19 protein-coding genes and 4 pseudogenes are annotated in these 21,349 nt (G+C 72.2%); 11 read left to right on the forward strand and 12 right to left on the reverse strand.

What is annotated here, in order from left to right:
- Positions 1-16 precede the first annotated feature (16 nt).
- A complete protein-coding gene (locus BOQ63_RS06560; RefSeq protein WP_046386965.1) occupies positions 17-1,381 on the reverse strand; it encodes an aminotransferase family protein in 1,365 nt (454 codons plus the stop codon).
- A 211-nt stretch (positions 1,382-1,592) separates the two neighbouring features.
- Here BOQ63_RS06560 and BOQ63_RS06565 point away from each other — a divergent pair, with 211 nt between their 5' ends.
- A complete protein-coding gene (locus BOQ63_RS06565) occupies positions 1,593-2,777 on the forward strand; it encodes an LLM class flavin-dependent oxidoreductase (protein ID WP_072653669.1) in 1,185 nt (394 codons plus the stop codon).
- A gap of 154 nt (positions 2,778-2,931) precedes the next feature.
- Positions 2,932-3,933 carry an alpha/beta fold hydrolase gene (locus tag BOQ63_RS06570; protein WP_072653670.1) on the forward strand — a complete coding sequence of 334 codons (1,002 nt, stop codon included), beginning with the start codon at positions 2,932-2,934 and terminating at the stop codon, positions 3,931-3,933.
- Between the two features lie 141 nt (positions 3,934-4,074).
- Here BOQ63_RS06570 and argJ read toward each other — a convergent pair whose 3' ends face one another.
- From argJ to BOQ63_RS06595, 5 genes are all read right to left on the reverse strand, one after another.
- Positions 4,075-5,256, reverse strand: coding sequence for a bifunctional glutamate N-acetyltransferase/amino-acid acetyltransferase ArgJ (gene argJ, locus BOQ63_RS06575; RefSeq protein WP_072653671.1), 1,182 nt, complete (start codon positions 5,254-5,256; stop codon positions 4,075-4,077).
- Positions 5,257-5,489: 233 nt separating this feature from the next.
- Entirely contained in the window at positions 5,490-6,464 is a 975-nt protein-coding gene (cs1, locus tag BOQ63_RS06580) for a clavaminate synthase Cs1 (RefSeq protein WP_030554726.1), read from the reverse strand.
- Positions 6,461-7,411, reverse strand: coding sequence for an agmatinase (speB, locus tag BOQ63_RS06585; RefSeq protein WP_072653672.1), 951 nt, complete (start codon positions 7,409-7,411; stop codon positions 6,461-6,463). Before speB ends, cs1 begins: the two co-directional genes overlap by 4 nt.
- Before the next feature lie 95 nt (positions 7,412-7,506).
- Positions 7,507-9,078, reverse strand: coding sequence for an asparagine synthase-related protein (locus BOQ63_RS06590; RefSeq protein WP_030554730.1), 1,572 nt, complete (start codon positions 9,076-9,078; stop codon positions 7,507-7,509).
- Between the two features lie 2 nt (positions 9,079-9,080).
- On the reverse strand, positions 9,081-10,796 hold the full coding sequence (locus BOQ63_RS06595) for a thiamine pyrophosphate-binding protein (RefSeq protein WP_072653673.1): 1,716 nt from the start codon (positions 10,794-10,796) through the stop codon (positions 9,081-9,083).
- A gap of 392 nt (positions 10,797-11,188) precedes the next feature.
- Here BOQ63_RS06595 and BOQ63_RS06600 point away from each other — a divergent pair, with 392 nt between their 5' ends.
- The 4 genes from BOQ63_RS06600 (at position 11,189) to BOQ63_RS06615 (ending at position 14,833) form a co-directional block, all read left to right on the forward strand.
- The gene (locus BOQ63_RS06600) at positions 11,189-12,232 is read left to right on the forward strand and encodes an aldo/keto reductase (protein ID WP_072653674.1); all 1,044 of its coding nucleotides are present in this window, start codon (positions 11,189-11,191) and stop codon (positions 12,230-12,232) included.
- 207 nt (positions 12,233-12,439) lie between these two features.
- A complete protein-coding gene (locus BOQ63_RS06605) occupies positions 12,440-12,895 on the forward strand; it encodes a nuclear transport factor 2 family protein (RefSeq protein ID WP_030554735.1) in 456 nt (151 codons plus the stop codon).
- Positions 12,896-13,021: 126 nt separating this feature from the next.
- The gene (locus BOQ63_RS06610; protein WP_030554738.1) at positions 13,022-14,221 is read left to right on the forward strand and encodes a PLP-dependent aminotransferase family protein; all 1,200 of its coding nucleotides are present in this window, start codon (positions 13,022-13,024) and stop codon (positions 14,219-14,221) included.
- 105 nt (positions 14,222-14,326) lie between these two features.
- Positions 14,327-14,833 (forward strand): flavin reductase family protein, encoded by a 507-nt coding sequence (locus BOQ63_RS06615; protein WP_043389671.1) that lies wholly within the window; start codon positions 14,327-14,329, stop codon positions 14,831-14,833.
- 122 nt (positions 14,834-14,955) lie between these two features.
- On the opposite strand, the gene BOQ63_RS06620 is transcribed toward BOQ63_RS06615, so the two are convergent.
- Positions 14,956-15,351, reverse strand: coding sequence for a 2'-5' RNA ligase family protein (locus BOQ63_RS06620; protein WP_150476327.1), 396 nt, complete (start codon positions 15,349-15,351; stop codon positions 14,956-14,958).
- Between the two features lie 4 nt (positions 15,352-15,355).
- Between BOQ63_RS06620 and BOQ63_RS06625 the strand changes: the two are divergent.
- Positions 15,356-15,725: pseudogene (locus tag BOQ63_RS06625) on the forward strand (phosphotransferase); the annotation flags it as partial.
- Positions 15,726-15,872: 147 nt separating this feature from the next.
- Here BOQ63_RS06625 and BOQ63_RS06630 read toward each other — a convergent pair.
- From BOQ63_RS06630 to BOQ63_RS06640, 3 genes and pseudogenes are all read right to left on the reverse strand, one after another.
- Positions 15,873-16,457, reverse strand: a complete 585-nt coding sequence (locus BOQ63_RS06630; RefSeq protein WP_030554742.1) for a DinB family protein — start codon at positions 16,455-16,457, stop codon at positions 15,873-15,875.
- Positions 16,458-16,828: 371 nt separating this feature from the next.
- A pseudogene (locus BOQ63_RS06635) lies at positions 16,829-17,201 on the reverse strand (dihydrofolate reductase family protein); the annotation flags it as partial.
- Between the two features lie 114 nt (positions 17,202-17,315).
- Positions 17,316-18,085 (reverse strand): IS5 family transposase gene (locus BOQ63_RS06640; RefSeq protein ID WP_150476328.1). Its coding sequence is split into 2 segments (ribosomal slippage): positions 17,316-17,776 and positions 17,776-18,085, totalling 771 coding nucleotides; the frame shifts between segments, so codons are not numbered across the junction.
- Positions 18,086-18,192: 107 nt separating this feature from the next.
- On the opposite strand from BOQ63_RS06640, the gene BOQ63_RS06645 reads away from it, so the two are divergent.
- Positions 18,193-18,576 (forward strand): S8/S53 family peptidase, encoded by a 384-nt coding sequence (locus BOQ63_RS06645; RefSeq protein WP_072653677.1) that lies wholly within the window; start codon positions 18,193-18,195, stop codon positions 18,574-18,576.
- Here BOQ63_RS06645 and BOQ63_RS06650 read toward each other — a convergent pair.
- Positions 18,558-19,448, reverse strand: coding sequence for an IS3 family transposase (locus BOQ63_RS06650; RefSeq protein ID WP_150476329.1), 891 nt, complete (start codon positions 19,446-19,448; stop codon positions 18,558-18,560). The two genes, BOQ63_RS06645 and BOQ63_RS06650, sit on opposite strands and share 19 nt — an antisense overlap.
- The gene (locus tag BOQ63_RS06655) at positions 19,445-19,735 is read right to left on the reverse strand and encodes a transposase (protein ID WP_072653749.1); all 291 of its coding nucleotides are present in this window, start codon (positions 19,733-19,735) and stop codon (positions 19,445-19,447) included. Before BOQ63_RS06655 ends, BOQ63_RS06650 begins: the two co-directional genes overlap by 4 nt.
- A 74-nt stretch (positions 19,736-19,809) precedes the next feature.
- On the opposite strand from BOQ63_RS06655, the gene BOQ63_RS06660 reads away from it, so the two are divergent.
- The 3 genes and pseudogenes from BOQ63_RS06660 to BOQ63_RS06670 all read left to right on the forward strand — a co-directional run bounded on the left by BOQ63_RS06660 (position 19,810) and on the right by BOQ63_RS06670 (position 21,256).
- The gene (locus tag BOQ63_RS06660) at positions 19,810-20,265 is read left to right on the forward strand and encodes a S8 family serine peptidase (RefSeq protein WP_223886192.1); all 456 of its coding nucleotides are present in this window, start codon (positions 19,810-19,812) and stop codon (positions 20,263-20,265) included.
- Between the two features lie 92 nt (positions 20,266-20,357).
- Positions 20,358-20,801: pseudogene (locus tag BOQ63_RS06665) on the forward strand (transposase); the annotation flags it as partial.
- Between the two features lie 82 nt (positions 20,802-20,883).
- Positions 20,884-21,256: pseudogene (locus BOQ63_RS06670) on the forward strand (hypothetical protein).
- Positions 21,257-21,349 lie beyond the last annotated feature (93 nt).

The following is a 21,349-nucleotide window of genomic DNA, read 5'->3' on the forward strand; positions in this document are numbered from 1 at the left end:
CCGGCCCGCCGACGGGTCAGCGCACGTGGCCGTCGAGGCCGACCCGCGAGAGCACCGAGCGCAGGCCGTCGACGAGCAGGCCCGCGTCCTGCCGGGTGAACACCAGCGGCGGATTGATCACCAGCGCGTACGGGTTGGTCCGCAGGATGATGCCCGCCTGCTCGCGCAGCGCGTCCGCCACCTCGGTGGTGCCCTGCGGCAGCGGCCGCCGGGCCTCCTTGTCCGAGGTCAGCTCGACGGCCAGCATCAGCCCGACCCCGCGGACCTCCGCCACCACGGGCAGGTCCAGCAACCGCGTCAGCCCGTCCTTCAGGTGTGCGCCGACGGCGGCCGCGTTGGCCGCCAGCCCCTCGCGCTCGATGATGTCCAGGTTGGCCAGGGCGACCGCGCACGCGGTCGGGTGCCCGGTGTAGGTGTAGCCCACCGGAAAGCCCTGCTCGCCGGTCACGGTGTCGGCGACCTCGTCGGAGACCAGCACCGCCCCGTGCGGGAGGTACCCCGAGGTGAGGCCCTTGGCGGTGACCAGGATGTCGGGCACCACCCCGACGTGCTCGGCGGCGAACCAGTGCCCGGTGCGGCCGTACCCGGTGACCACCTCGTCCAGGATCAGCAGGATGCCGTAGGAGCGCAGCAGTTCCGCGACCCGCGGCCAGTAGTCGGCCGGCGGGACGACCGCGCCGATGCCGCCCATCACCGGCTCGCCGATCATCGCGGCGATCCGCTCCGGCCCGATCCGCTCGATCGACTCCCGCAGTTCGGCCAGGCAGAACTCGGTGACGTCGGCGCCGGAGAACAGCTCCCGGCGGTAGGGGTGCGGCGGCGTCAGGAAGTGCACGTCCGGCATGCTGGGGCCGAACCCGGTGTGATAGACCGGGAATCCGGACACGCCGCCGCTGCCGTAGCCGATGCCGTGGTAGCCCATCGTGCGGGCCAGGATCCAGGTGCGCTGGGGCTCGCCGCGGCGGTGGTGGTGGAGCCGGGCCATCCGCAGCGCGATCTCGTTGCCCTCCGCGCCGCCGCTGGTGAAGTACGTCCGGCGCAGCCCTCCCGGGGCCAACCCGGCGAGCCGGGTGGCGAGTTCCACCGCCCGGTCGTTGGTCACGGTGCCCCAGGTGTGGAAGTACTCCAGCCGGGTCATCTGCTCGGCGGCGGCCCGGGCGAGCTCGGCGCGGCCGTGGCCCACCTGGGTCACGCCGAGGACGGCGGAGGCGTCCAGGTACTCGCGGCCGGCCGCGTCGGTGACCCGGCAGCCCGAGCCGGAGACCAGGACGGTGCGGTCCGTCCGGTGCGCCGGCAGCGTGGGGTGGATGAGCGTCGCGCGGTCCGCGGCCGCGAGCCCCGTGCCGGTCGCACCGGGGGCGGTGGCAGTTGCTGGGTTCAAGGCGAGCTCCTAAGGATCGGGTGAGGCTCGCCACCACGCTGTCAGCGACCCCTTGGCGTCCGCTGGACGTCCCGCTCCGCGCCGCCGCCCGGCCGTTCCGGACCGGTGGAGGCGGCGCGTCAAACGATTCGCAAGAGCCGGGTGCCACCGTCGACCGCACCCTCCTCCGCTTCCAGCCGTGGCGTCGCCGCGCGGCACGAAAGGACGACCCGTGAAGTCCATCCTCTTCTACCTGCCGACGGTCGGCAGCCACGACCAGGTGCTCAAGGGCATGTCCGGGGTGAACCAGCAGAACTACCGGAACATGCTTTGGCAGCTCACCGAGCAGGCCCGGGCGGCCGACGAACTCGGTTACTGGGGGCTCTCGTTCACCGAGCACCACTTCCACGTCGAGGGCTTCGAGGTGTCCAACAACCCGATCATGCTGGGCCTGTACCTGGCCATGCAGACCAAGGAGATCAGGGTTGGCCAGATGGCCAACGTGCTGCCCTTCCACAACCCCCTGCGGCTCGCCGAGGACCTGGCGATGCTCGACCACATGACCCGGGGCCGGACCTTCGTCGGGATCGCACGCGGCTTCCAGAAGCGGTGGGCCGAGATCATGGGCCAGCCGTTCGGGGTCGGCGGGACGCTCTCCGACGCCGGCGCCAACGACCGGCGCAACCGGGCGCTGTTCGAGGAGCACTGGGAGATCCTCAAGAAGGCGTGGACCACCGAGACCTTCTCGCACAGCGGCGCCCAGTGGACGATCCCGCCCAAGGGCCTGGAGTTCCCCTACGACGCCGTCCGCAGCTTCGGCCGCGGCCTCGACGAGAACGGCGTGGTGCAGGAGGTCGGCATCGCCCCGAAGCCCTACCAGCACCCGCACCCGCCGGTGTTCCAGCCGTTCAGCTTCAGCGAGGACACCTTCCGGTTCTGTGCCCGCGAGGGCGTGGTGCCGATCCTGATGAACACCGACGACCGGATCGTGAGCCGGCTGATGGACCTCTACCGGGAGGAGGCCGCGGCCGCCGGGCACGGCGAGCTGCGGCGCGGCGAGCGGATCGGGGTGATGAAGGACGTGCTGGTGGCCAGGGACGCCGACGAGGCCCACCACTGGGCGGCCCGCGGCGGCGGCTTCGTCTTCGAGAACTGGTTCGGCCCGATGGGCTTCACCGAGAGCCTGCGCCGGGTCGGCGAGACCGGCCCGATCGGCGCGGACTACCGGACCCTGGTCGAGCGCGGCCTCGAATGGGTCGGCACCCCCGACGACATCAACCGCAAGATCGAGAAGCTGGTGACCCAGCACGACCCCGAGTACCTGCTGCAGTGCCAGTACTCCGGCCTGATCCCGCACGACGTGCAGATGCGCAGCCTGGAGCTCTGGGCGACGGAGATCGCGCCCAACTGGCTGTGAGACCGGCGGGGCGGCCCGGCACCCCGCCGCGGCACGGTCCCGGCACGGCACGGCACGGCACGTCCCGGCACGTCCGGGCACGTCCGGGCACGTCATGGCACGACACCGACCAACCGTCCGGCCCCGCGGGCCGCTCATCACGGAGGAGAAGCCGGTGGACCACCGCGTCTTCGCACTGGACAGCCTCCCGCTGGCCGACGGGGGGACCCTGCCCTCGGCCGGGATCGCCTACGCCGTCCACGGGACGCTCGACGCCGACGGCCGCAACGCCGTCCTGTGCCCGTCCTACTTCGGCGGCGACCACACCGCGTACGACTGGCTGATCGGGGAGGGCAGGCCGCTGGACACCCGGCGGTACTGCGTCGTCACCGTCGGCCTGTTCGGCAACGGCGTCTCCAGCTCGCCGAGCAACCACCCGCTGGGGGTGGCCTTCCCCCGGATCAGCCCGCAGGACAACGTCGACGCCCAGTACCGGCTGCTCACCGAGGAGCTGGGGGTGACCGAACTGGCGCTGGTGACCGGCTGGTCGATGGGCGCGGCGCACGCCTACCAGTGGGCGGTGTCGTACCCGCGGATGGTCCGCCGGATCGCCCCGTTCTGCGGGTCCGCGGCGACCAGCGAGCACAACCGGGTGTTCCTGGCGGCGCTGGCCGCCGCGCTGCGCGCCGACGGGAGCCCCGACGGGGGCGCCGACCGGGGCCGGCGGGCGGCGGGCCGGGTCTTCGCCGGGTGGGCGGCCTCGCACCCGTTCTGGGCCCAGGGCGGCTACCGCGAGCTGGGCTTCGCCTCCCGGGAGGAGTACCTCACCGGCTTCTGGGAGGAGTTCTTCGTCGCCGGGCCGTCCACCGAGGACCTGCTGACCATGATCGACACGTGGGCCCGGGCCGACGTCGGGGCGACGCCGGGCTTCGACGGCCGGACGGAGGCCGCACTGGGCTCGGTCACCGCCGAGGCGGTGCTCCTGCCGGGCGCCCGTGATCTGTGCTTCGCGGTGGAGGACGAGGCGAGGGCGGCCGCCCTGATGCCCCGGGCCACCCTGCGGGTGATCCCGGGCGTGTGGGGCCACCTGGCCGGTGCGGGGGCGACCGCCGCCGACCGGGAGTTCATCGGCGCGGCGATCACTGCCCTCCTGGCGACCCAGCCCGCGGCCGTCTGAGGGCCGCCGGCCCCGTGCACGGCAGCGCCCCCGGGAGGTCCGCCTCCCGGGGGCGCTGCCGTGGATGCCGGACCGCCGGCGGCCCGGTCACGTCACTCACGTCACGGCAGGTGACGTCGCGCCGCGGCCCGGCCGGGGGGATCAGGTCGAGTAGTCGGCGTTGAGCCGCACGTAGCCCTCGGTCAGGTCGCAGCCGTAGACGGTGAAGGCACCGGCGGCGATGCCGAGGTCGATCCCGATGACCACCTCGGGGCCCTGCATCTGCTTGGCGACGGCGGCGCGCAGCTCGCCTTCCCCCTCGGCGCCGCGCCCGCTCGGCGGGTAGACCTCGACGTCGCCGAAGCGGATGGTGACCTTCTCCTGGTCGACGTCCGTGTCGTCGGAGCACTTGCCGATCGCCATCGCGACCCGGCCCCAGTTCGGGTCGCCGCCGTGCACGGCGGTCTTCACCAGCGGGGAGTTGACCACGGCCTTGCCGATCCGCTTGGCCTGCGCGGTGTCCCGCGCGCCCGAGACCTGGACCTCGATGAGCTTGCCGGCGCCCTCGCCGTCGCTCGCGATGTCCTTGACCAGGGCGAGCGCCACGTCGTACAGCGCCTGTTCGAAGGCGGCCGGGTCGACGGCGCCGGCCAGGCCGTTGGCGAACAGCGCGGCGGTGTCGCTGGTGGAGGTGTCGGTATCGATGCTGACCGCGTTGAACGTCCGGTCCATCACCCGGCGGAAGATCCGGTCCTGCTCCTCGGGGTCGAGCAGCGCGTCGGTGGCGAAGAAGGTCAGCAGGGTGGCCATGTCGGGCTCGATCATCCCGACGCCCTTGGCGATGCCGATCACCACGGCGTCGCCGACCCGGGCGCGGGCGGTCTTGGGCCGGGTGTCGGTGGTCATGATGGACCGCGCGGCGCGGTCGAAGCCGCCCTCGGGCAGCGGGCCGGTCATCGTCCCGATGTGGTCGAGGATCCCGGCCATCGGGTACTGGCGGCCGATCACACCGGTGGAGGCGATCAGCAGTTGGTCCTCGGCGAGGCCGAGCGCCCGCGCCGTGGCGGCGCGGACCTCGCGGGCGTTCGCCTCGCCCTGGGCGCCGGTGGCGACGTTCGCGTTGCGGGCCAGCACGACGACGCCCCGGGCGCTGCGGTCCGCGGCGGCGGCCCGGCTGAGGGTGACGCTGGGGCCGGCGAAGCGGGAACGGGTGAAGACCGCGCTGACCACGGCCGGTCGGGTCGAGATCAGGACGGTGAAGTCGTCCCGCCCGTCGTCACCCAGTCCGACCGGCGCGGTGTGCACCGCGAACCCCCGTGGCTCGTCCGCTGCGATTTCGGTCATGGTCCATCGTCTCCCGAGAGGCCAGGTGCACCGGCGTGCCGACACGCCGGTGCGGTGTCCGGTCGATCCCATCATGTGCGGTCTGTCAGGTCGAGTCGGCGCGGTGCCGACCGGCGATGCCCGGCCAACTCGTCCGCGCCGGGCGGGCGTACGGCCGGAGGGCCCGCAGGCGGCCGACGACGGTCGGTCCTGCGGGCCCTCCGGGCCGAACGGCGGGTCGGGGGCGCGGCGGGTCAGGGGCGCGGGGTGAAGTCGACGACGTCACCGGCCCGTTCGCCGCCCGACAGGGCGCCGCCGCGGTCGGTGCGGATGTAGACCCGGTGCAGCCAGCGGTCCTTGCCGTCCCAGCGCGGGGTGAACGGCGTCCGGGCGTGGGTGGTCCGGAAGTTGTCGATGATCAGGACGTCCCCGGGGACGAGGTGCACGGCCTCCGTGACCTCGTCCAGCGCCTTGGAGAGCGCGGCGACGGCCTCGACGTCCCGGGGGTCCTCGGGCGCGAGCAGTTCGCGGTCGTAGCCGAGGAACGGGTCGGCCGGGTCCCCGTACAGCGGGCGGACGTTGGCGATCGCGCCCGGGTCCTCCTCGCCGCCGCGGAAGGCCACGTCCACGCAGCAGGGCACCGGCCGGTCGTACAGGTGGGCGCGGAACTCGGCGGGCACCAGCGGCAGCGCGTTGCGGATCGAGCCGACCAGGGTGGCGGCCTTGCGCTCATGGTCGGCCCGGGAGCAGGCGAGCATCACGTAGTCGGGCTGCAGCACGTGGTACGCCATCTCGGTGTGGAACTCCAGCAGCGTCTCGGAGGTCTCCGAGGACAGGTGGTGGGCGCCGGGCGACGGGTACACGTCGTGGTAGACGGTGGCGGAGCGCAGCTCCCGGTAGCCGGTGTGCAGGCCGAGCCGGCGCCCGACGATGCCGAGCATGGCCTCCATGAACAGCAGGGGGCGGTCCGCCGGCGCGGGGGTGCTGCTCGGGGTGGCGGGCAGCGCGTCGTCGGCCTCCACCGGCAGGCCGCGCAGCAGGAGGTAGCCGTCGGTGCTGCCGCGGCTGTTGAAGTCGTCCAGTGCCGCGGCCAGGCCGGCGGGGAGGTCGGCGGCCGCAGCGTGCGCGGTGTCGAGGAAGGCGGGCAGGTCCTCGCGCGGGATCTGCGGCAGCCGGGCGGCGAGCGCCCGCAGGGCGGCCGCGTGCTCGGAGCAGTCCAGGACGGTCACGGGGTGGTCCTCTCTCGGGTGTGGGCGCGGGCGTACTGGTACAGGAGTTCCGCGCCGATTTCGGTGGCCAGGACGGAGGTGATGCCGCCGTGGTCGTAGAGCGGGGAGACCTCCATGACGTCGAAGCCGACGGGTGAGAGGTCACCGATCCCGCGCAGCAGCGCCAGCACCTCGCGGGAGGTCGGGCCGCCCGGGGCGGGGGTGCCGGTGCCGGGGGCGAAGGCCGGGTCGACCACGTCGACGTCGACGGAGACGTACAGGGGCGCGTCGCCGACGAGTTCGCGCACCAGGCGGGCGGTCGCGGCGGGGCCGCGGTCGCAGAAGTCGTCGGAGGTGACGATCCGCACGCCGTGGCCGCGGGCGTAGTCCAGCGAGTCGGGCTGCGGGTTGTGGCCCCGGATCCCGATCTGGACCATGCGCTGCGGGTCGACGAGCTTCTCCTCGATGGCGTGCCGGAACGGCGTGCCGTGGTGGTACTCGCCGCCGTAGAACGCCGGGTTGGTGTCCGAGTGCGCGTCCAGGTGCAGGACGGCGACCGGCCCGTGCTTGGCAGCGACGGCGCGCAGCGCGGCGAGCGTCAGCGAGTGGTCGCCGCCGAGCATCAGGAAGGCGCCGTTGTCGTCCAGCAGTTCGGTCAGCCGCTGCTGGGCGTGCTCCATGGCGATGTGCATGTTGAACGGGGTGAGGTCGATGTCCCCCGCGTCCACGCAGCTGATCAGGTCGAAGGTGCCGGGCCCGCGGTCGATGCCGACGCCGTGGATGAGCCCGGACTCGTTGCGTATCGCGCGGGGCCCGAAGCGGGCACCGGGACGGTAGCTGGTGCCGCCGTCGTACGGTGCGCCGATGACCACGACGTCCCGGCCGTGCGGGTCGGGGTCGTGCGGCAGGCGCATGAATGTGGGGATCTGCGCGTACCGGGGGGAGACCTTGATGTCGATGCGCTCCACGCGGTTCTCGCTCCTCTCTGTCGTGCTGCTGCGGTCGGCGCCGGGGGTGCCGCTGGTGCGTCCGGTGCCCCGGCCGGGCCTGCGGCGGGCGGGCGTCACGGGTGGGCCGGCAGTGCGTCGTGCTCCAAGGCGTCGGCGACCAGCTGCACCACGTCGGCGGTGGCCACCTCGTCGGGGTGCCGGCCGTCGACGACGACCCGGTCGAACAGGTGTTGGACGACGAGCTCCTTGGCCCGGTGCACCCGGTCCCCGGGCACCCCGGCGTCGGTCAGCAGCCGGCTGAACGAGCTGGTGGTGCCCGAGCCCTCGTGCACGCCGAGCTTGGGGCGGGTGACGGTCTCGTGCGGGAGCAGGTCCGTCATGGCCGCGCGGAGCACCCACTTGTCCCGGCCGTGGCGCCGCTTGAGCCCGGACTCCAGCGACACCAGCAGGTCCAGCACCTCGCGGTCCCAGAACGGGTGGGTCGACCAGTGCCCGGCGATCCCGGACAGCACCGGCGTCATCTCGTTCAGGCCGTCGAAGGTGGCCATGTCGTGGGCGAGGGCGGTGTCCAGGGCCGGGAGCCGGTTCTCCCGGTGCATGCCGCCGAGCGGGATGTCGGCGCCGTAGCCGGTGAGGATGCGCCGCCCGGGGCCCTCCAGGCGCAGGTACAGGGCGGTCAGCGGCAACAGGTACTCGATGATGTCCGGGTCGAGTGACTCGGCGGCCCAGACCGCGTGCGGGAGCCGGCGCAGCAGGTCGTCGGTGTGGACGGTCAGCTCCCGGTGGGCGGAGCCGAGGTGTTCGGCGACCACCCTGGCCTGCGGGAACTCGTCGGCGAGGTCGGTGCCCATCGACACGGTGTCGACGGGCCCGGTCCGGTGGTGGGCGGTCAGTGCGGCGACGCTGGAGGAGTCGATGCCGCCGGAGAGCACCACCAGCGGGGTGTCCGGGCCGGTGCGGGCGCGGACGGCGCGGTCCAGGGCGAGCCGAACGGCCTCGGTGGCCTCCTGTTCGGCCATGATCCGGCGGGCCGGCGTGGGCGCCCAGGTGCGGTGGTCGGTGCAGTCCGCGGTGGCCACCCCGATCTCCAGGACGGTCCCGGCGGGCACCTGGTGGGTGCCGGGCAGCCGGCGGACCCGGCGCGCGGCCGTGATCCGCCGGCCGACCGGCGCGGTCCGCAGGGCCTTCGCCTCGGTCGCCGCGAGGACGGTCCCGGGGACGGCGCTCACGTACAGCGGCACGGAGCCGGCGTGGTCGGTGGCCAGCAGCACCCGGCCGCCGTCCGCGACCACGGCCGCGAACCGCCCGTTGAGCAGCCGGAACGCGTGCAGGTCGTAGGTGTCGACGAGGGCGAGCAGCAGGTCCGCGTCGGTGACCGGCCCGGCCTGCGCGCCGAGCAGGGTGAGCAGCTCGTCCCGGTTGTAGAGCTCCCCGGCGAGCAGCACCGTGCGGCCCCGCCGGTGGGCGTGGGCGGCGTCGGGTGCGCCGGAGTGCAGCAGGACGGCGTCCAGGCCCGGTCCGCCCGGTCGGGCCTTGATGACGGCGCGCGGGCCGGCGGAGGCGAACACCGCCCCGGGGGCGGCGGGGTCCGCTCCCCGGGGGGCGGGGAACGCCCCGGGGGACCTGCCGCCGTCGCACTGGACGGCGGCCAGGAACCCGGTGGCGGCGGGCAGTGTCGACGCCATCGTCAGATGCTCAGCGCGCCGAAGCCGCCGGTCGTGAAGTCGTAGTTCACCGGCACCTCGATCAGGAACGGCCGGCCGAGCGCGGCGCCCTTGCGCAGCGCGGCGAGCAGCTCCTCCCGGGTGGTCGCCTTGACGGCCTCCACGCCGTTGGCGCGGGCGAGGTCGACGAAGTCGACGCCGGTGAACTTGACCACCGGGTCGTGCGAGCGGTGGTGGCCGAGGTTCTGGTACAGCTCGATCAGGCCGTTGGTGTCGTTGTTGACGACGACGGTGACGATCGGCAGGTTGAGCCGGGCGACGGTCTCCAGGTCGGCGCTGTTGGAGTGGAAGCCGCCGTCGCCGGCGATCAGGAAGGTGGGCTGCCCGGGGCGGGCGAGCTGGGCGCCCATCGCCGCCGGGATGCCGTAGCCGAAGCTGGAGCAGCCCGCCGAGGTGAGGAAGCCGAACGGCTGGTCCGCGCGGGCGAACAGCACACCGTAGTGCCGGAAGAAGCCGATGTCGGAGACGATCGTGCCCTCGCCCGGCTCGGCGGTCTCCGCCATCACGGTGTTCATCGAGTCGATCACCTGGTGGACGCGCATGCCGTCCTGGTAGCGCTCGGTGTCGGCGAGGAACTCCGCGATCCGCTCGCGCAGCGGGGTGATGTCGTGCGGGGTCTTCGCCGGGACGTCGGCTGTCCGCTCCTCGAGGTGCTGCACGAAGGCGAGCACGTCGGTGACGACGTCGACGTCCGGCCGGTAGACCCGCGGGATCGGGTTGACGGTGGGCGACACCCGCACGGTGGTCTTGGCGCCGCCGCGCTGCCACATCGACGGACGCAGGTCCTCCGCGTAGTCGTAGCCGAGGGTGAGGATGACGTCGGCCGGGCCGAACAGCGTCTCCAGCGCCGGGAACGACAGGATGCCGTCCATGTAGCCGGTGACGGCGCCGTAGTTGAGGGCATGGCCGTGCGGCAGCACTCCCTTGGCGATGTACGTGGTGATGACCGGGATGTTCAGCCGCTCGGCGAGCGCGCGGACGGCCGGGATGGCACCGGAGCGGATCGCGGCGGCGCCGACCACCAGCACCGGGTGCTGCGCCGACTCGACCAGCTCCGCCGCCTGCTCGGCGGCGTCCTGCCAGCCGTCCTGCACCGCGCCGACCGGCTTGGCGGGGGTCCGGGCGGCGGGGTGGACCAGCGTGGTGTCGATGTCGCTGCCGAGCAGGTCGACGGGCAGCGAGATGAAGCTCGGGCCGACCGGCTCGGTCATCGCGGCGGCGACCGCGGAGTCGACCAGGTCGGTGATGTCGTCGGGCCGCTGGAGCTCCACCGCGTACTTGGTCATCGGGCGCATCACCGCGACCGAGTCCAGGCACTGGTGGGTGTCGTTGGGAAAGATGTCGTGCGACTCGGACTGCGCCGCCAGCGCGATCACCGGGGAGCGGTCGAGGACCGAGGTGGCCACCCCGGTGGACAAGTTGGTCATGCCCGGCCCCAGGGTGGCCCAGCAGGCCTGCGGCCGGCCGGAGATCCGGGCCAGGACGTCGGCCGCCACCCCGGCCGTGAACTCGTGGCGGGTCAGCACGAAGTCGACGCCCTCGACCTCGTCGAAGAGGATCGAGGCGGCCTCGCGGCCGACCACGCCGAAGACCGTCTGCACCCCGTGGTCGCGCAGCCGCTGCAGCAGCGCGTGGGCGGTCGTCGGGTTGGTGCTCGGGCTCTTGGACACACGGGACATGGCAGCTCCTCAGGCACGAAGGGGGTATCGGTGCGGGCGCCGGAGGGCCGGCGCCGGAAGGCGGCGTGCCGCCGGGACTCGACCGGCCGGGACGCCGCGTCTCGACTCTGCGGCCAGGGGCTTGCAGGCGCATGGACGATCGCCTTGGCGCTGCGGCACCCGCTGCCCACCGGGCCGGGCGGCGGGTGGTCAGCGAATCGTCAAGTGGCCTGCGGGGCGGCTGTTGTGACGCCCCGAGGACGGCGCTACCGTGCTGGGGTCGGGCCTGCCGGGGCCGGCGGGGCTCGCGCGCCCACGCCTCGATCGCCCCGATGGCCCGGGTCGCCCCCGGTCGCCCTTGCCACCCGGGGCCCGCCCGTTCCCGTGCGTCTCCCCTTCACCGGAGGTCAGCCATGCCGTCAGCCGTGCCCGCGCCCGGTTCCGTCGTCCCGCCGCCCGCGGGCCCGTCACCGGCCGGTCTGCCGGCGCGCGAGCTGCGCGGTCTGCGGGTGTCCGCGCTGGGGCTGGGCTGCCTGCCCACCACCGCGTTCTACGGGCGGCCCGACGAGAAGGAGGCCGTCGCCACGATCCGGGCCGCCCTCGATGCCGGCGTCACACTGCTCGACACCGCCGACGTCCAGGGGCTGGGCGCCGGCGAGGAGTTGCTCGGTCGGGCGCTCGCGGGCCGCCGCGACGAGGTGGTGCTGGCGACCAAGTTCGGCATGGTGCGCTCCCCGGACGGCGCCTTCCGGGGCCTGCGGGGGGACCGGGCCTACGTCCGCGCCGCGTGCGAGCGCTCGCTGCGGCGGCTGGGCGCCGACCACATCGACCTCTACTACCAGCACTGGATCGACCCGGCCGTGCCGGTGGAGGAGACCGCCGGTGCGGTGGCCGACCTGGTAGCGGAGGGCAAGGTCCGGCACTTCGGCCTCTCCGAGCCGTCGGCGGCGACCCTCCGGCGGGCCGACGCGGTGTTCCCGGTGACGGCGGTGCAGAGCGAGTGGAGCCTGTGGACCCGCGACCTCGAAGCCGAAGTGCTGCCCGTCTGCCGCGACCTGGGCATCGGCGTGGTCGCCTACGCCCCGCTCGGCCGCGGCTTCCTGACCGGCGCGATCCGCACCACCGCCGACCTGGCCGCCGAGGATTTCCGCCGCTCCCAGCCGCGGTTCAGCCCCGAGGGCCTGGCCGGCAACCGGCCGCTGCTGCATCGGCTGCGGCCGGTCGCCGACCGGCTCGGGCTCACCCTCGCCCAGCTGGCCCTGGCCTGGGTGCAGCACCGCGGCCGGGACGTGGTCGCCATCCCGGGCACCGGGCGGCGCACCCATCTCGCGGAGAACCTGGCGGTCGCCGCGGTCGAGCTCACCGAGCAGGACCTCGCCGAGGTGGCCGAGGCGGCGGCCGTACCGGTCCACGGGGCGCGCTACGCACCGAACCTGCTGGCCATGACCGGGAACTGAGCCGCGCCGGGGCCCGGTGGAACGGCACTTGAAAAGCGCTGGACGGCCGGACGCCAAGGATGGTCCAAGCAAGCGCTGCCACGGTGGGACCAGGCCGGCGGCGGCCCGCTCGACGGCCGTCACGGGCCGGGCCCGTCCCCCCGGCGGGCGTCCACCCCCCCTCGACGGGCACCAGCCCCGCGGGCCCGGACTCTCGGAGGACCCTCCATGCCCACGGCAGCCACGGACATGACGGACGAGCAGCGCAAGGCGTTCGTCACCGCCTACCTCAAGGCCTTCGACAACGGCGGCACCGGCCACGACGGCACCCCGGTGCTCGACTTCTTCGCCGAGGACGCCGACTTCTTCTTCCCCAAGTGGGGCCTGGCGCACGGCAAGCCGGAGATCGCGAAGATGTTCGGCGACCTCGGCGGCTCCATCACGTCGGTCCGCCACCACACCTGGGCCTTCACCTGGGTCCTCTCCGGAACGGACCTTCTCGCGGTGGAGGGCACCACGCACGGCGAGCACCGGGACGGCCCCTGGCGGGTCGGGCAGCCCGAGTGGGGCGCCGGCCGGTTCTGCGGCGTCTTCGAGGTCCGCGACCACCTGATCCACCGCGCCTTCATCTACCTGGACCCCGACTACGCCGGCGGGGACACCGCCCGCTACCCCTGGCTCTGACCCAAACGCGCCCGCTTCCCCGTACCGCACCGCACCGCCGCGTGCACCGCGTCAACCGCGCCGCCGCGTGCGCCGTCCCCCCGGTGCACCGCACCCGCCCGCCCACCGCACCGCCCGAGGAGCATCATGGACGTCCTGGCCGCCCTGGAACGCAAGCACAGCCTGAACCTGTTCCCGATCGAGAACCGGCTGTCGCCACGAGCCGCCGCGGCGCTGGCCAGCGACGCGGTCAACCGGTACCCGTACTCCGAGACCGACGTGGCCGTCTACGGCGACGTCAGCGACCTGAACGCGGTGTACGACCACTGCGTCTCCCTCACCAAGGAGTTCTACGGCGCCCGCCACGCCTACGTGCAGTTCCTGTCCGGCCTGCACACCATGCACACCGTGCTCACCGCGGTCACACCCCCCGGCGGCCGGGTCATGGTGATCGCCCCGGAGGACGGCGGCCACTACGCCACCGTGACGATCTGCCAGGGCTTTGGCTACTGGGTCGAGTACGTGCCGTTCGACCGGCAGACCCTGGAGATCGACTACACCGCGCTGGCCGAGCGGACGGCCGAACACCCCGCCGACGTCATCTACCTGGACGCGTCCACCGTGCTGCGGATGCCGGACGCCCGGGCGCTGCGCGCCGCCGCCCCCGGCGCGGTGCTCTGCCTGGACGCCTCGCACCTGCTGGGCCTGCTGCCCGCCGCGCCCGGGACCCTCGTGCTGGACGGCGGGTTCGACAGCATCTCCGGCAGCACCCACAAGACCCTGCCCGGCCCGCAGAAGGGCCTGCTGGTCACCAACAGCGACGCCATCGCCGAACAGGTGGGCGCCAGGATCCCGTTCACCGCGTCGAGCTCCCACTCGGCGAGCGTCGGCAGCCTGGCGATCACCCTGGAGGAGCTGCTGCCGCACCGGGGGGACTACGCACGCCAGGTGATCGCCAACGCGCGCGAACTGGCCCGGCAGCTGGCGGCCCGCGGCTTCGACGTGGCAGGCGAGGCGTTCGGCTTCACCGACACGCACCAGGTCTGGGTGCACCACCCCGAGGGCAACACCCCGCACGAGTGGGGCCGACTGCTCACCGCGACCGACATCCGCACCACCACGGTGGTGCTGCCCAGCACCGCCCGCTCCGGACTGCGGCTCGGCACCCAGGAGTTGACCCGCTGGGGCATGAAGGAGGACGACATGACCACGGTGGCCGAGCTGCTCGCCCGGCTGCTGCTGCGCGGCGAGCAGTCCCGGTCGGTGGCCGCTGACGTCCGGGACCTGGCCCGGTCCTTCCCCGGGGTCGCCTTCGCGGACCGGCCCGCACCGCTGGCCGTGGCCTGACGCACCGCACCGGCCGCGGGCACGGGTGGGGGTGAGGCGGGGCCGCGGGGACGAGCCGGTCGGCACGTCCCCGCGGCGACCCGGGAGGGAAGGAGCACTGCTGACATGTCCGATTCCACCCTGAGCGGAGCACGGGTCTGCGCCGACCGGTTCCGGTCGGTGCTCAGCCACTACCCCACCGGGGTGGTGCTGGTGACCGCACCGCCGCCGGCCCCGGCGCAGCCACCGCCCGCGATGATCGTCGGCACCTTCACCTCGGTGTCGCTGGACCCGCGCCTGGTGGGCTTCCTGCCCGCCAAGTCCTCGACCAGCTGGCCGCGGATCCGCGCGGCCGGCCGGTTCTGCGTCAACGTGCTGGCCGCGGACCAGCAGCAGGTGTGTCGGGGGTTCGCGGCCCGCGACCCGGCCCGCTGGGAGGTGCCATACCGGCTGACCCCGGCCGGCTGCCCCGCGCTGGTCGACGCGCTCGCCTGGCTGGACTGCGAGCCGGCGGGCGAGGTGGAGGCGGGCGACCACTGGTTCGTCACCGCCACCGTCCGCGACCTCGCCGTCCAGCGGACCGGCCCGCCGCTGGTCTTCCTGCGGGGCGACTACGGCCGCTGCGTCGCCTGACCCGGGCCGCCGGCCACCCCTCCGACCGCCTGCCGACGTCGGGCGGGCGCGGCCGGTCACTGCCCGGCGCCGTCGCCCCCGGCCCGGACCCCGACGCCGAAGCGCCACGCCTCGATGTCGCGCTAGCGGATCGGCCCGGGCCCGCGGCCGATGTTGCTGCCGACCAGGTGGAGCCGCTCCGCCGGCCACCGGCGGCCCACGAAGTCGGCGAGCCCGGGCGCGGCCTGCGGCACGCTGGTGGAGTCGTCGCGGCGGGAGCGCGCCAGCGTCAGGTGGGGCCGCAGCGGGCGCTCGCCGAACTCGATTCCGCAGGACCGGACCAGGGCCCGGACGTCGGCCGCGAGCTGGTGCAGCCCGTCGAGGTCCCCGTCGATCCCGCTCCACAGCAGCCGCTCGTCGAAGTGGCCGCCCCCGCGCAGGCCCAGTTGCAGGGCGGCGGCGAGCTCGTCCTTGGCCTCGTCGGGCGGAGCCAGCGCCACGAACACACGCAGGGTCGAGGGCGCGGGGTCATGGTTCACCAGGCCGATCCCGGTGCCGCTGGCGAAGGGGAGTCCGGGCGCGGCTTACCCGTTCGCGTGGTCGGTGCGGGTGGATCGACGGCACGCCCGCGACGTTCGAGGCGGTCGTCGATCCGATCCGTCTCGCCGATGACCTGGCCGGCTTCGTCGCCGCGTTGCGGAGCATCGACGCCTCGCAAGGGCCGCAGCCCGGCAAGCACAACTGGTTCCGTGGAGCGACGCTGCGCACCTACGAGGCGCAGGCGCTCGGTGCGCTGGAGGAACTGCGCGGCCACATCGACGTCGCGCCGGCACATGAGTTGTGGGCTCGGGCGCTCGAGGCGCGGTGGGACGGGACCGACGTCTGGTTCCACGGCGACCTTGCCAAGGGGAATCGGCCACTGGCTCGCCCACCACCGGCAGGACGGCCACGTTCCTCATGCCCGGTGAACTCGCCAGCACCAGCAAGGTCACGCGCGGGTGCACAGCCAGGAATGGATCAGCACCCGTGACCGGCATCATGGCGCTATGCGAGACAATCTCTACGCCTTGATTGGCGCGGCCGCCCTGGCTGCCTGCTCGATCTTCGCGCGGTAGGCTGCCCGGGCTTCCTCGTCGATTTTCTTTTCGTGTTCGGGGCGCATCCCGGTGCGGCCGTCGAGGCCCTCGCGCAGGATGTCGGCGTGCCCAGCGTGCCGGTTGGACTCGCCGAGGACGTGGACCATGATGGCGAATAGGTTCGTGTTGGAATAGGGCTCCGGCCACCACGGCACGTGGCCGGGGGCGTCGAGGGGAAGCTCGTTGATCGTCGCATCCGAGTGTTCCCACGTGCGCCGGTAGAACCCGATGATCTGATCGCGGGTCTCGTCCTCGGTCGCCCACAGATCGCTGCCGTCGGAGTCCTGCCACCGGGGCAGCGGTTCCGGGGAAGGGCGGTCGAAGACCTCACCGAAGTACCTGGCCTCGACGGTGGCCACGTGCTTGACCAGGCCGAGGAGGTTGGTCCCGGTCGCTGTCAGGGGTCGGCGGGCGTCGTATTCGGACAAGCCGTCGAGTTTCCAGAGCAGCGCCTCGCGGTCCCGCCGCAGTCTCCCGTGCAGGTTGCCCTTCGCGAATTCATCGATCATGCGGCATGAGCCTGCCATGGGCTGCTCGCGGCCTCAAGATCCCGTACATGGTCCGCAACGACCCCCCCGGACCGCTAAGGCTCGTATGCGCAATCTATCGATAGGTCACAGTCATAGCTGTGTCCGGCCCGTCGGCTGCCGGTGAGTTTCGCCCCGCACGCCTGGTGAGTTTCGCCCCGCTGAAACTCCCCGTCGCAGGTCAGAGCCTGTGCGATCCCCGTCGCACCCTGCGAGCCCGTCCTGTCAGGCCGTCCTGCAGAACGGCCGGCCGGTTGCAGCGCTGCACGATGGTAGCGCTGCAACCGGCTGCTACCCGAGCAGCGCTGCACGCTGCTATTCCGAGCAGCGCGGTGCAGCGCTGCGTCAGCTGGTTAGTTGTCGGCGGGGCCGTAGACGGTATACAGCACACCGGTGGTGAAGGCGGTGTTCTTCAGGAGCCTGAGCCGGATCGGGTCGGCGGTCTCGTCGAACAGGCGCAGGCCCTTGCCGATCGCGATCGGATGGACGTACAGGTGCAGTTCGTCGATCAGCCCTGCGGCCAGCAGCGCACGCACCACCGAGATCGAGCCCGATATCGCGATCGGGCCGCCGCTGTCCTGCTTCAGCGCGGTGACGGCCTCGATGAGGTCGCCCTTGAGCTGCGCGGAGTTGCGCCAGGTGAACTCCAGCTTTGAGGTGGGAGACGACGATCTTGCGGGCGTCGCCGAGGGCCTTGGTCATCGGGGCGTCCTCGCCGCCGGCGGCCATTCCGCCGATGAGTCGCGCACCGTCGGGCAGTCCCAAGAGGTGTGAAGACTCTGCTGCTTCCCATGCCCCCGGCCGTCCGGGGTGAAGGTATTGCCCTGCTTAGAAGTCATCTCATTTGGGGATTCTCCGCAGGCAGATGACTGCTGCGGCGATGCTGGCGAACGCGGCGAAGTGCTCGCCCTTGCGTTCGTAGCGGCGGTGGAGGCGGCGGAAACCGTTGAGCCAGGCGACGGTGCGCTCGATCACCCATCGGTGTCGGCCCAGGCGCTGGGAGGAGTCGACGCCCCGGCGGGCGATGCGGGCCGGGATCCGGCGTCGTCGCAGGTAGGCGCGGATGAATCGGTGGTCGTAGGCCTTGTCGCCGTGGAGTTTGCCTGGCCTGCGTCGCCTGGGGCCGCGGCGCGAGCGGATGGGCGGGATGGCATCGGTCAGCGGGATCAGGGCCTGGCTGTCGTGGACGTTGGCGCCGGATATCGCGAGCGACAGGGGTAAACCGGTGCGTTCGGTGAGCAGGTGGATCTTCGACCCGTACTTGCCCCGATCGACAGGATTCGGACCTGTCAGGTCCCCCTTTTCAGGGCTCGCATGTTCACGGAGTCAACCGCGCAGCGCGACCAGTCCAGCTCGCCCCGTGCGCCGAGTTCGTCCAGGACGACCCGGTGGAGCTTGGCCCACACCCGTGCCTTGCTCCACTCGGCGAACCGCCGATGGGCAGTCGGCCCGGACGGGCCGAAGCAGGGCGGCAGTTGGGCCCACGTGCACCCGGAGGTTGCCACGAAGACGATCGCCGCCAACACCTCGCGATCCCCGTAACGGCGTCGGCCACCGCCCTGTGGCCGGGTCGGCGCCGCCGGCACCACCAACTGGAACAGCTCCCACAACTCGTCCGGACCAGACGCTCCACGATCAGCACGCCCAGAGTCTAGCCATCCAAATGAGATGACTTCTAACCGCCGGGCTGGCGCTCCTGTGGGAGCCGGCTTACCAAGTGCACGCGGCGCAGGGCGGTGGGCAGCTTCCCGACCCGTTCGCGCCCGGCAAGCTCAACGACCTCATCGCCAGTGCCCCAATCGTCAGCCCCCTCGTCGGGGGCCTGCGCCGCGTTGCCCTGCTCGACACTGGAGACCTCGGGGCGACCCGGCAGATGATCGACTTCCTGGACGGTGACATCCGCGATCCCTCGACCGGCCCCGCCGGTGATCTACACGGGCACGGCACGGCCGTAGCGACGGTCATCAGAGCGATGCGTCCGACCGTGGACATCCACCCGCTGCGCGTACTCAACAAACGCGGGACCGGTCGCTCGCACGGAGTACTGGCTGAAGTTCCACCCTGTGGTTGGACACTCTCCGTCTACGCTGCGAGGGTGTGACCTTGCCGGTGCCGCTGGCGGGTCTCGAGTGGCGTGAGGTAGCCCCACTCGGGGTGTTTGCGTAGGCGCCTGCGGTTGTAGAAGGTCTCGATGAAAGAGAAGACCTCCGCCCGGGCGGTGGCGCGGTCGGGCCAGACCCGGGTGCCGATCTCCTCCTTCAGTACGGCGAAGAAGCTCTCGGCAGCGGCGTTATCGTAACAGGAGCCGACCCTTCCCATCGACTGCCTCATGTCCAACTTGCTTATCCCGTTGCGGAATTCACTCGACGTATATTCGCTGCCGCGGTCCGTGTGGAAGACGCAGCCGCGCTCCAGACCGCCTCGGCCGGCGGCCATCCGCAGCGCGGCCACCGGCAGTTCGGCGCGGTGGTGGTCGGCCATCGCGTAGCCGACCACCTCGCGGGTGGCCAGGTCGATGCAGGTGGCCAGGTAGAGCCAGCCCTCCTCGGTCGGCAGGAAGGTCATGTCGCCGACGAGCCGCATCCCCGGGCGGGGCGCGGTGAAGTCGCGCCCGACAAGGTCCGGGGCGAACACCGGCTTGCGGGCCTGGCGGGTCAGACCGCGGCGCCGGCGGCGGGTGACGCCCGTGATCCCGCGCTCGCGCATGATCCGTTCCACCTTCTTCCGGTTCACCGCCCGGCCCTGGCGGCGAAGTTCCGCGTGGACGCGCGGGACGCCGTAGGCGCCCCGGGAGGCGAGGTGGATCACCGCGATCTCCGCGGCGAGGAGGTCTTCGGCCCGTTCGCGGGCGCGACGGTCCTTCTCGCCGGCCCGCCAGGCGTAGAAGGAGGAACGGGCGATCCCCAGCGCCCGGCAGATCCGCTTGACGCCGAAGGCGCCGTGGTGGTCCTCAACGAAACGGAAGCGGATCACCGATTCGTCTCGGCCGCGAAATAGGCGGCCGCCTTGCGCAGGATCTCGATCGTCTTCTGCTGCTCGAGGTTCTGCCGACGAAGTCGGGCGAGCTCCTCGCGCTCGGGGCTGGTCAGGTCACCAGGCCGGCCCTCGCCCCGGTCGGTGCGGTCCTGCTTGACCCAGCCCCGCAGCCCCTCCGGGCTGACCCCCAGCTCCCGGGCGATCTCGGTGACGTTCCGGTGCGGAGAAGACCGGACGAGCGCGACCGCGTCCCTCTTGAACTCCGCCGTGTACCGCTTACTCATGTTGCCGTTGCTTCCCACCTGAAACTGCTTCCTCTGGGCTCACATGTCCCAGTCTCCAGGTGTCCAGCCCCAGGGTGGAACTTCCGGCCGGCCTCATGTACGCGATGTGGTGCGGCCACTATGACCTCATCAACGCCAGTCTCACGACAGCGGTTTCCCACGCATGCGACGCCACCTATGGCCGCAGCATCGACTACCTCGCCACCTACTGTCGCCGGAACAGCGGCGTCATGGTTCCGGAGGTTCCGGTTCTCGTGGCGGCCGCGGGCAACGGCAGCGGCAACCCGAGCGGCTACCCTGCCCGGATGCGCGGTGCCATCGTCGCTCTGGCAACCGACCTGCACAGCCAAGCGCAGCCGTACAATTCCACGCCGCCGGCCCAGGCCATCACGCAATATGCCTACGGCGGCAGCGCGACTGACCCACTGGGCAACCTGAACCCGCTCACCCGCGTCACCGGAGCGGGTGCTTCGCTGTGGGGCACGTCTCTCGCAGCACCTGTAGTCTCCGGCGCTTACCTGCCGCCATAGCCATGGCTGTTGGGTCGGTCCATGTTCTACGGGCAGTCAACGGCCCGCAGCCCGCGCTTTCCTCCACCTCCACATGATCAGCCGGACAGCTCGTAATCGCGATGCGGCCGGGCTCGCGGACCCGGCTCTGTCACCGGCTGCGGTGCCATACCGGGCGCAAGGGCGAACGCCGCAGCCTGTCCGAGCGCGACTACATCGGGCTGATAGACGGGGTCCACCAGCTGGTCAAGGCGCCGATCGTGCTGGTGTGGGACCGGTTGAACACCCATGTCTCCCATGCCATGCGCGACTTGATCAACGCGCCGGACTGGCTGACGGTGTTCATCCTGCCCGCATACGCACCCGAGCTGAACGCGGTCGAGTACCTATGGGCCCACGCCAAGCGCAGCCTGGCGAACCTCGCCAGCGTCGCTCTGGAGCGACTCGCCGCGCTCGTCCGCAACCGCCTCAAACAGCTTCAGTACCGCTCCGACGTCCTCGACGGCTTCCTCGCCGGGACCGGACTCTCCCTCGACCTCCCACCGCCATCACCTTGAAGCGCCGAAGTCAGTAGCAACTGATCGGAGCTTGCCAGAGAAGGCAGTTGAGCAGTTCGGGCTGGCCGGAGATGCTCCCTGTATGACCCACACCGGAACCGAAACGGCTGACCAGGGATGGGACGGCCCGTGGTACCGCGTCCGCACAGATCGCTTCGAGGCGTCGTTCCTGCCCAGCGTGGGCGAGCCTCTGGACAGCGTCTGCAACATCGACGTAGAGGTCCGGCTGACAGCGGACGGCTCTCGCTGGAGCGCGACCGTGTTCACCCTTGCCGGTCGAACGCCTCATGGAGAGGTGGGCCCGGACTGGCGAGGCGCTGGACGGCCGCTACCTCTGGTGCTTCGACGGCCTCATTGTCCGGGAGCCCGGCATCGACAACATGACGCAGGGGATGGTCGGCCTGCTCGACGACGGCGATTTCACCCAGGTTCTCCAGCGGCTCCACGACGAATGACCGCCCATGCTCATTCTGAAATGATCAGTGAGTCAGGCGGTCAAACTCATCTGTCAATCGGTCAAGGTCGCCTGTCAGAGGTCAGCTCGTGCG

The sequence above is a fragment of the Streptomyces viridifaciens genome, from assembly GCF_001888885.2.
Lineage (GTDB): Bacteria > Actinomycetota > Actinomycetes > Streptomycetales > Streptomycetaceae > Kitasatospora > Kitasatospora aureofaciens.

What these genes read in the sequence shown, in the direction of transcription:
- BOQ63_RS06605 (WP_030554735.1), top strand. Translation starts at nt 12,440, where the DNA reads ATGCCCACGGCAGCCACGGACATGACGGACGAGCAGCGCAAGGCGTTC.
- BOQ63_RS06655 (WP_072653749.1), bottom strand. Translation starts at nt 19,735, where the DNA reads ATGAGTAAGCGGTACACGGCGGAGTTCAAGAGGGACGCGGTCGCGCTC.
- BOQ63_RS06600 (WP_072653674.1), top strand. Translation starts at nt 11,189, where the DNA reads ATGCCGTCAGCCGTGCCCGCGCCCGGTTCCGTCGTCCCGCCGCCCGCG.
- BOQ63_RS06590 (WP_030554730.1), bottom strand. Translation starts at nt 9,078, where the DNA reads ATGGCGTCGACACTGCCCGCCGCCACCGGGTTCCTGGCCGCCGTCCAG.
- BOQ63_RS06610 (WP_030554738.1), top strand. Translation starts at nt 13,022, where the DNA reads ATGGACGTCCTGGCCGCCCTGGAACGCAAGCACAGCCTGAACCTGTTC.
- BOQ63_RS06615 (WP_043389671.1), top strand. Translation starts at nt 14,327, where the DNA reads ATGTCCGATTCCACCCTGAGCGGAGCACGGGTCTGCGCCGACCGGTTC.
- argJ (WP_072653671.1), bottom strand. Translation starts at nt 5,256, where the DNA reads ATGACCGAAATCGCAGCGGACGAGCCACGGGGGTTCGCGGTGCACACC.
- BOQ63_RS06595 (WP_072653673.1), bottom strand. Translation starts at nt 10,796, where the DNA reads ATGTCCCGTGTGTCCAAGAGCCCGAGCACCAACCCGACGACCGCCCAC.
- BOQ63_RS06630 (WP_030554742.1), bottom strand. Translation starts at nt 16,457, where the DNA reads ATGATCGATGAATTCGCGAAGGGCAACCTGCACGGGAGACTGCGGCGG.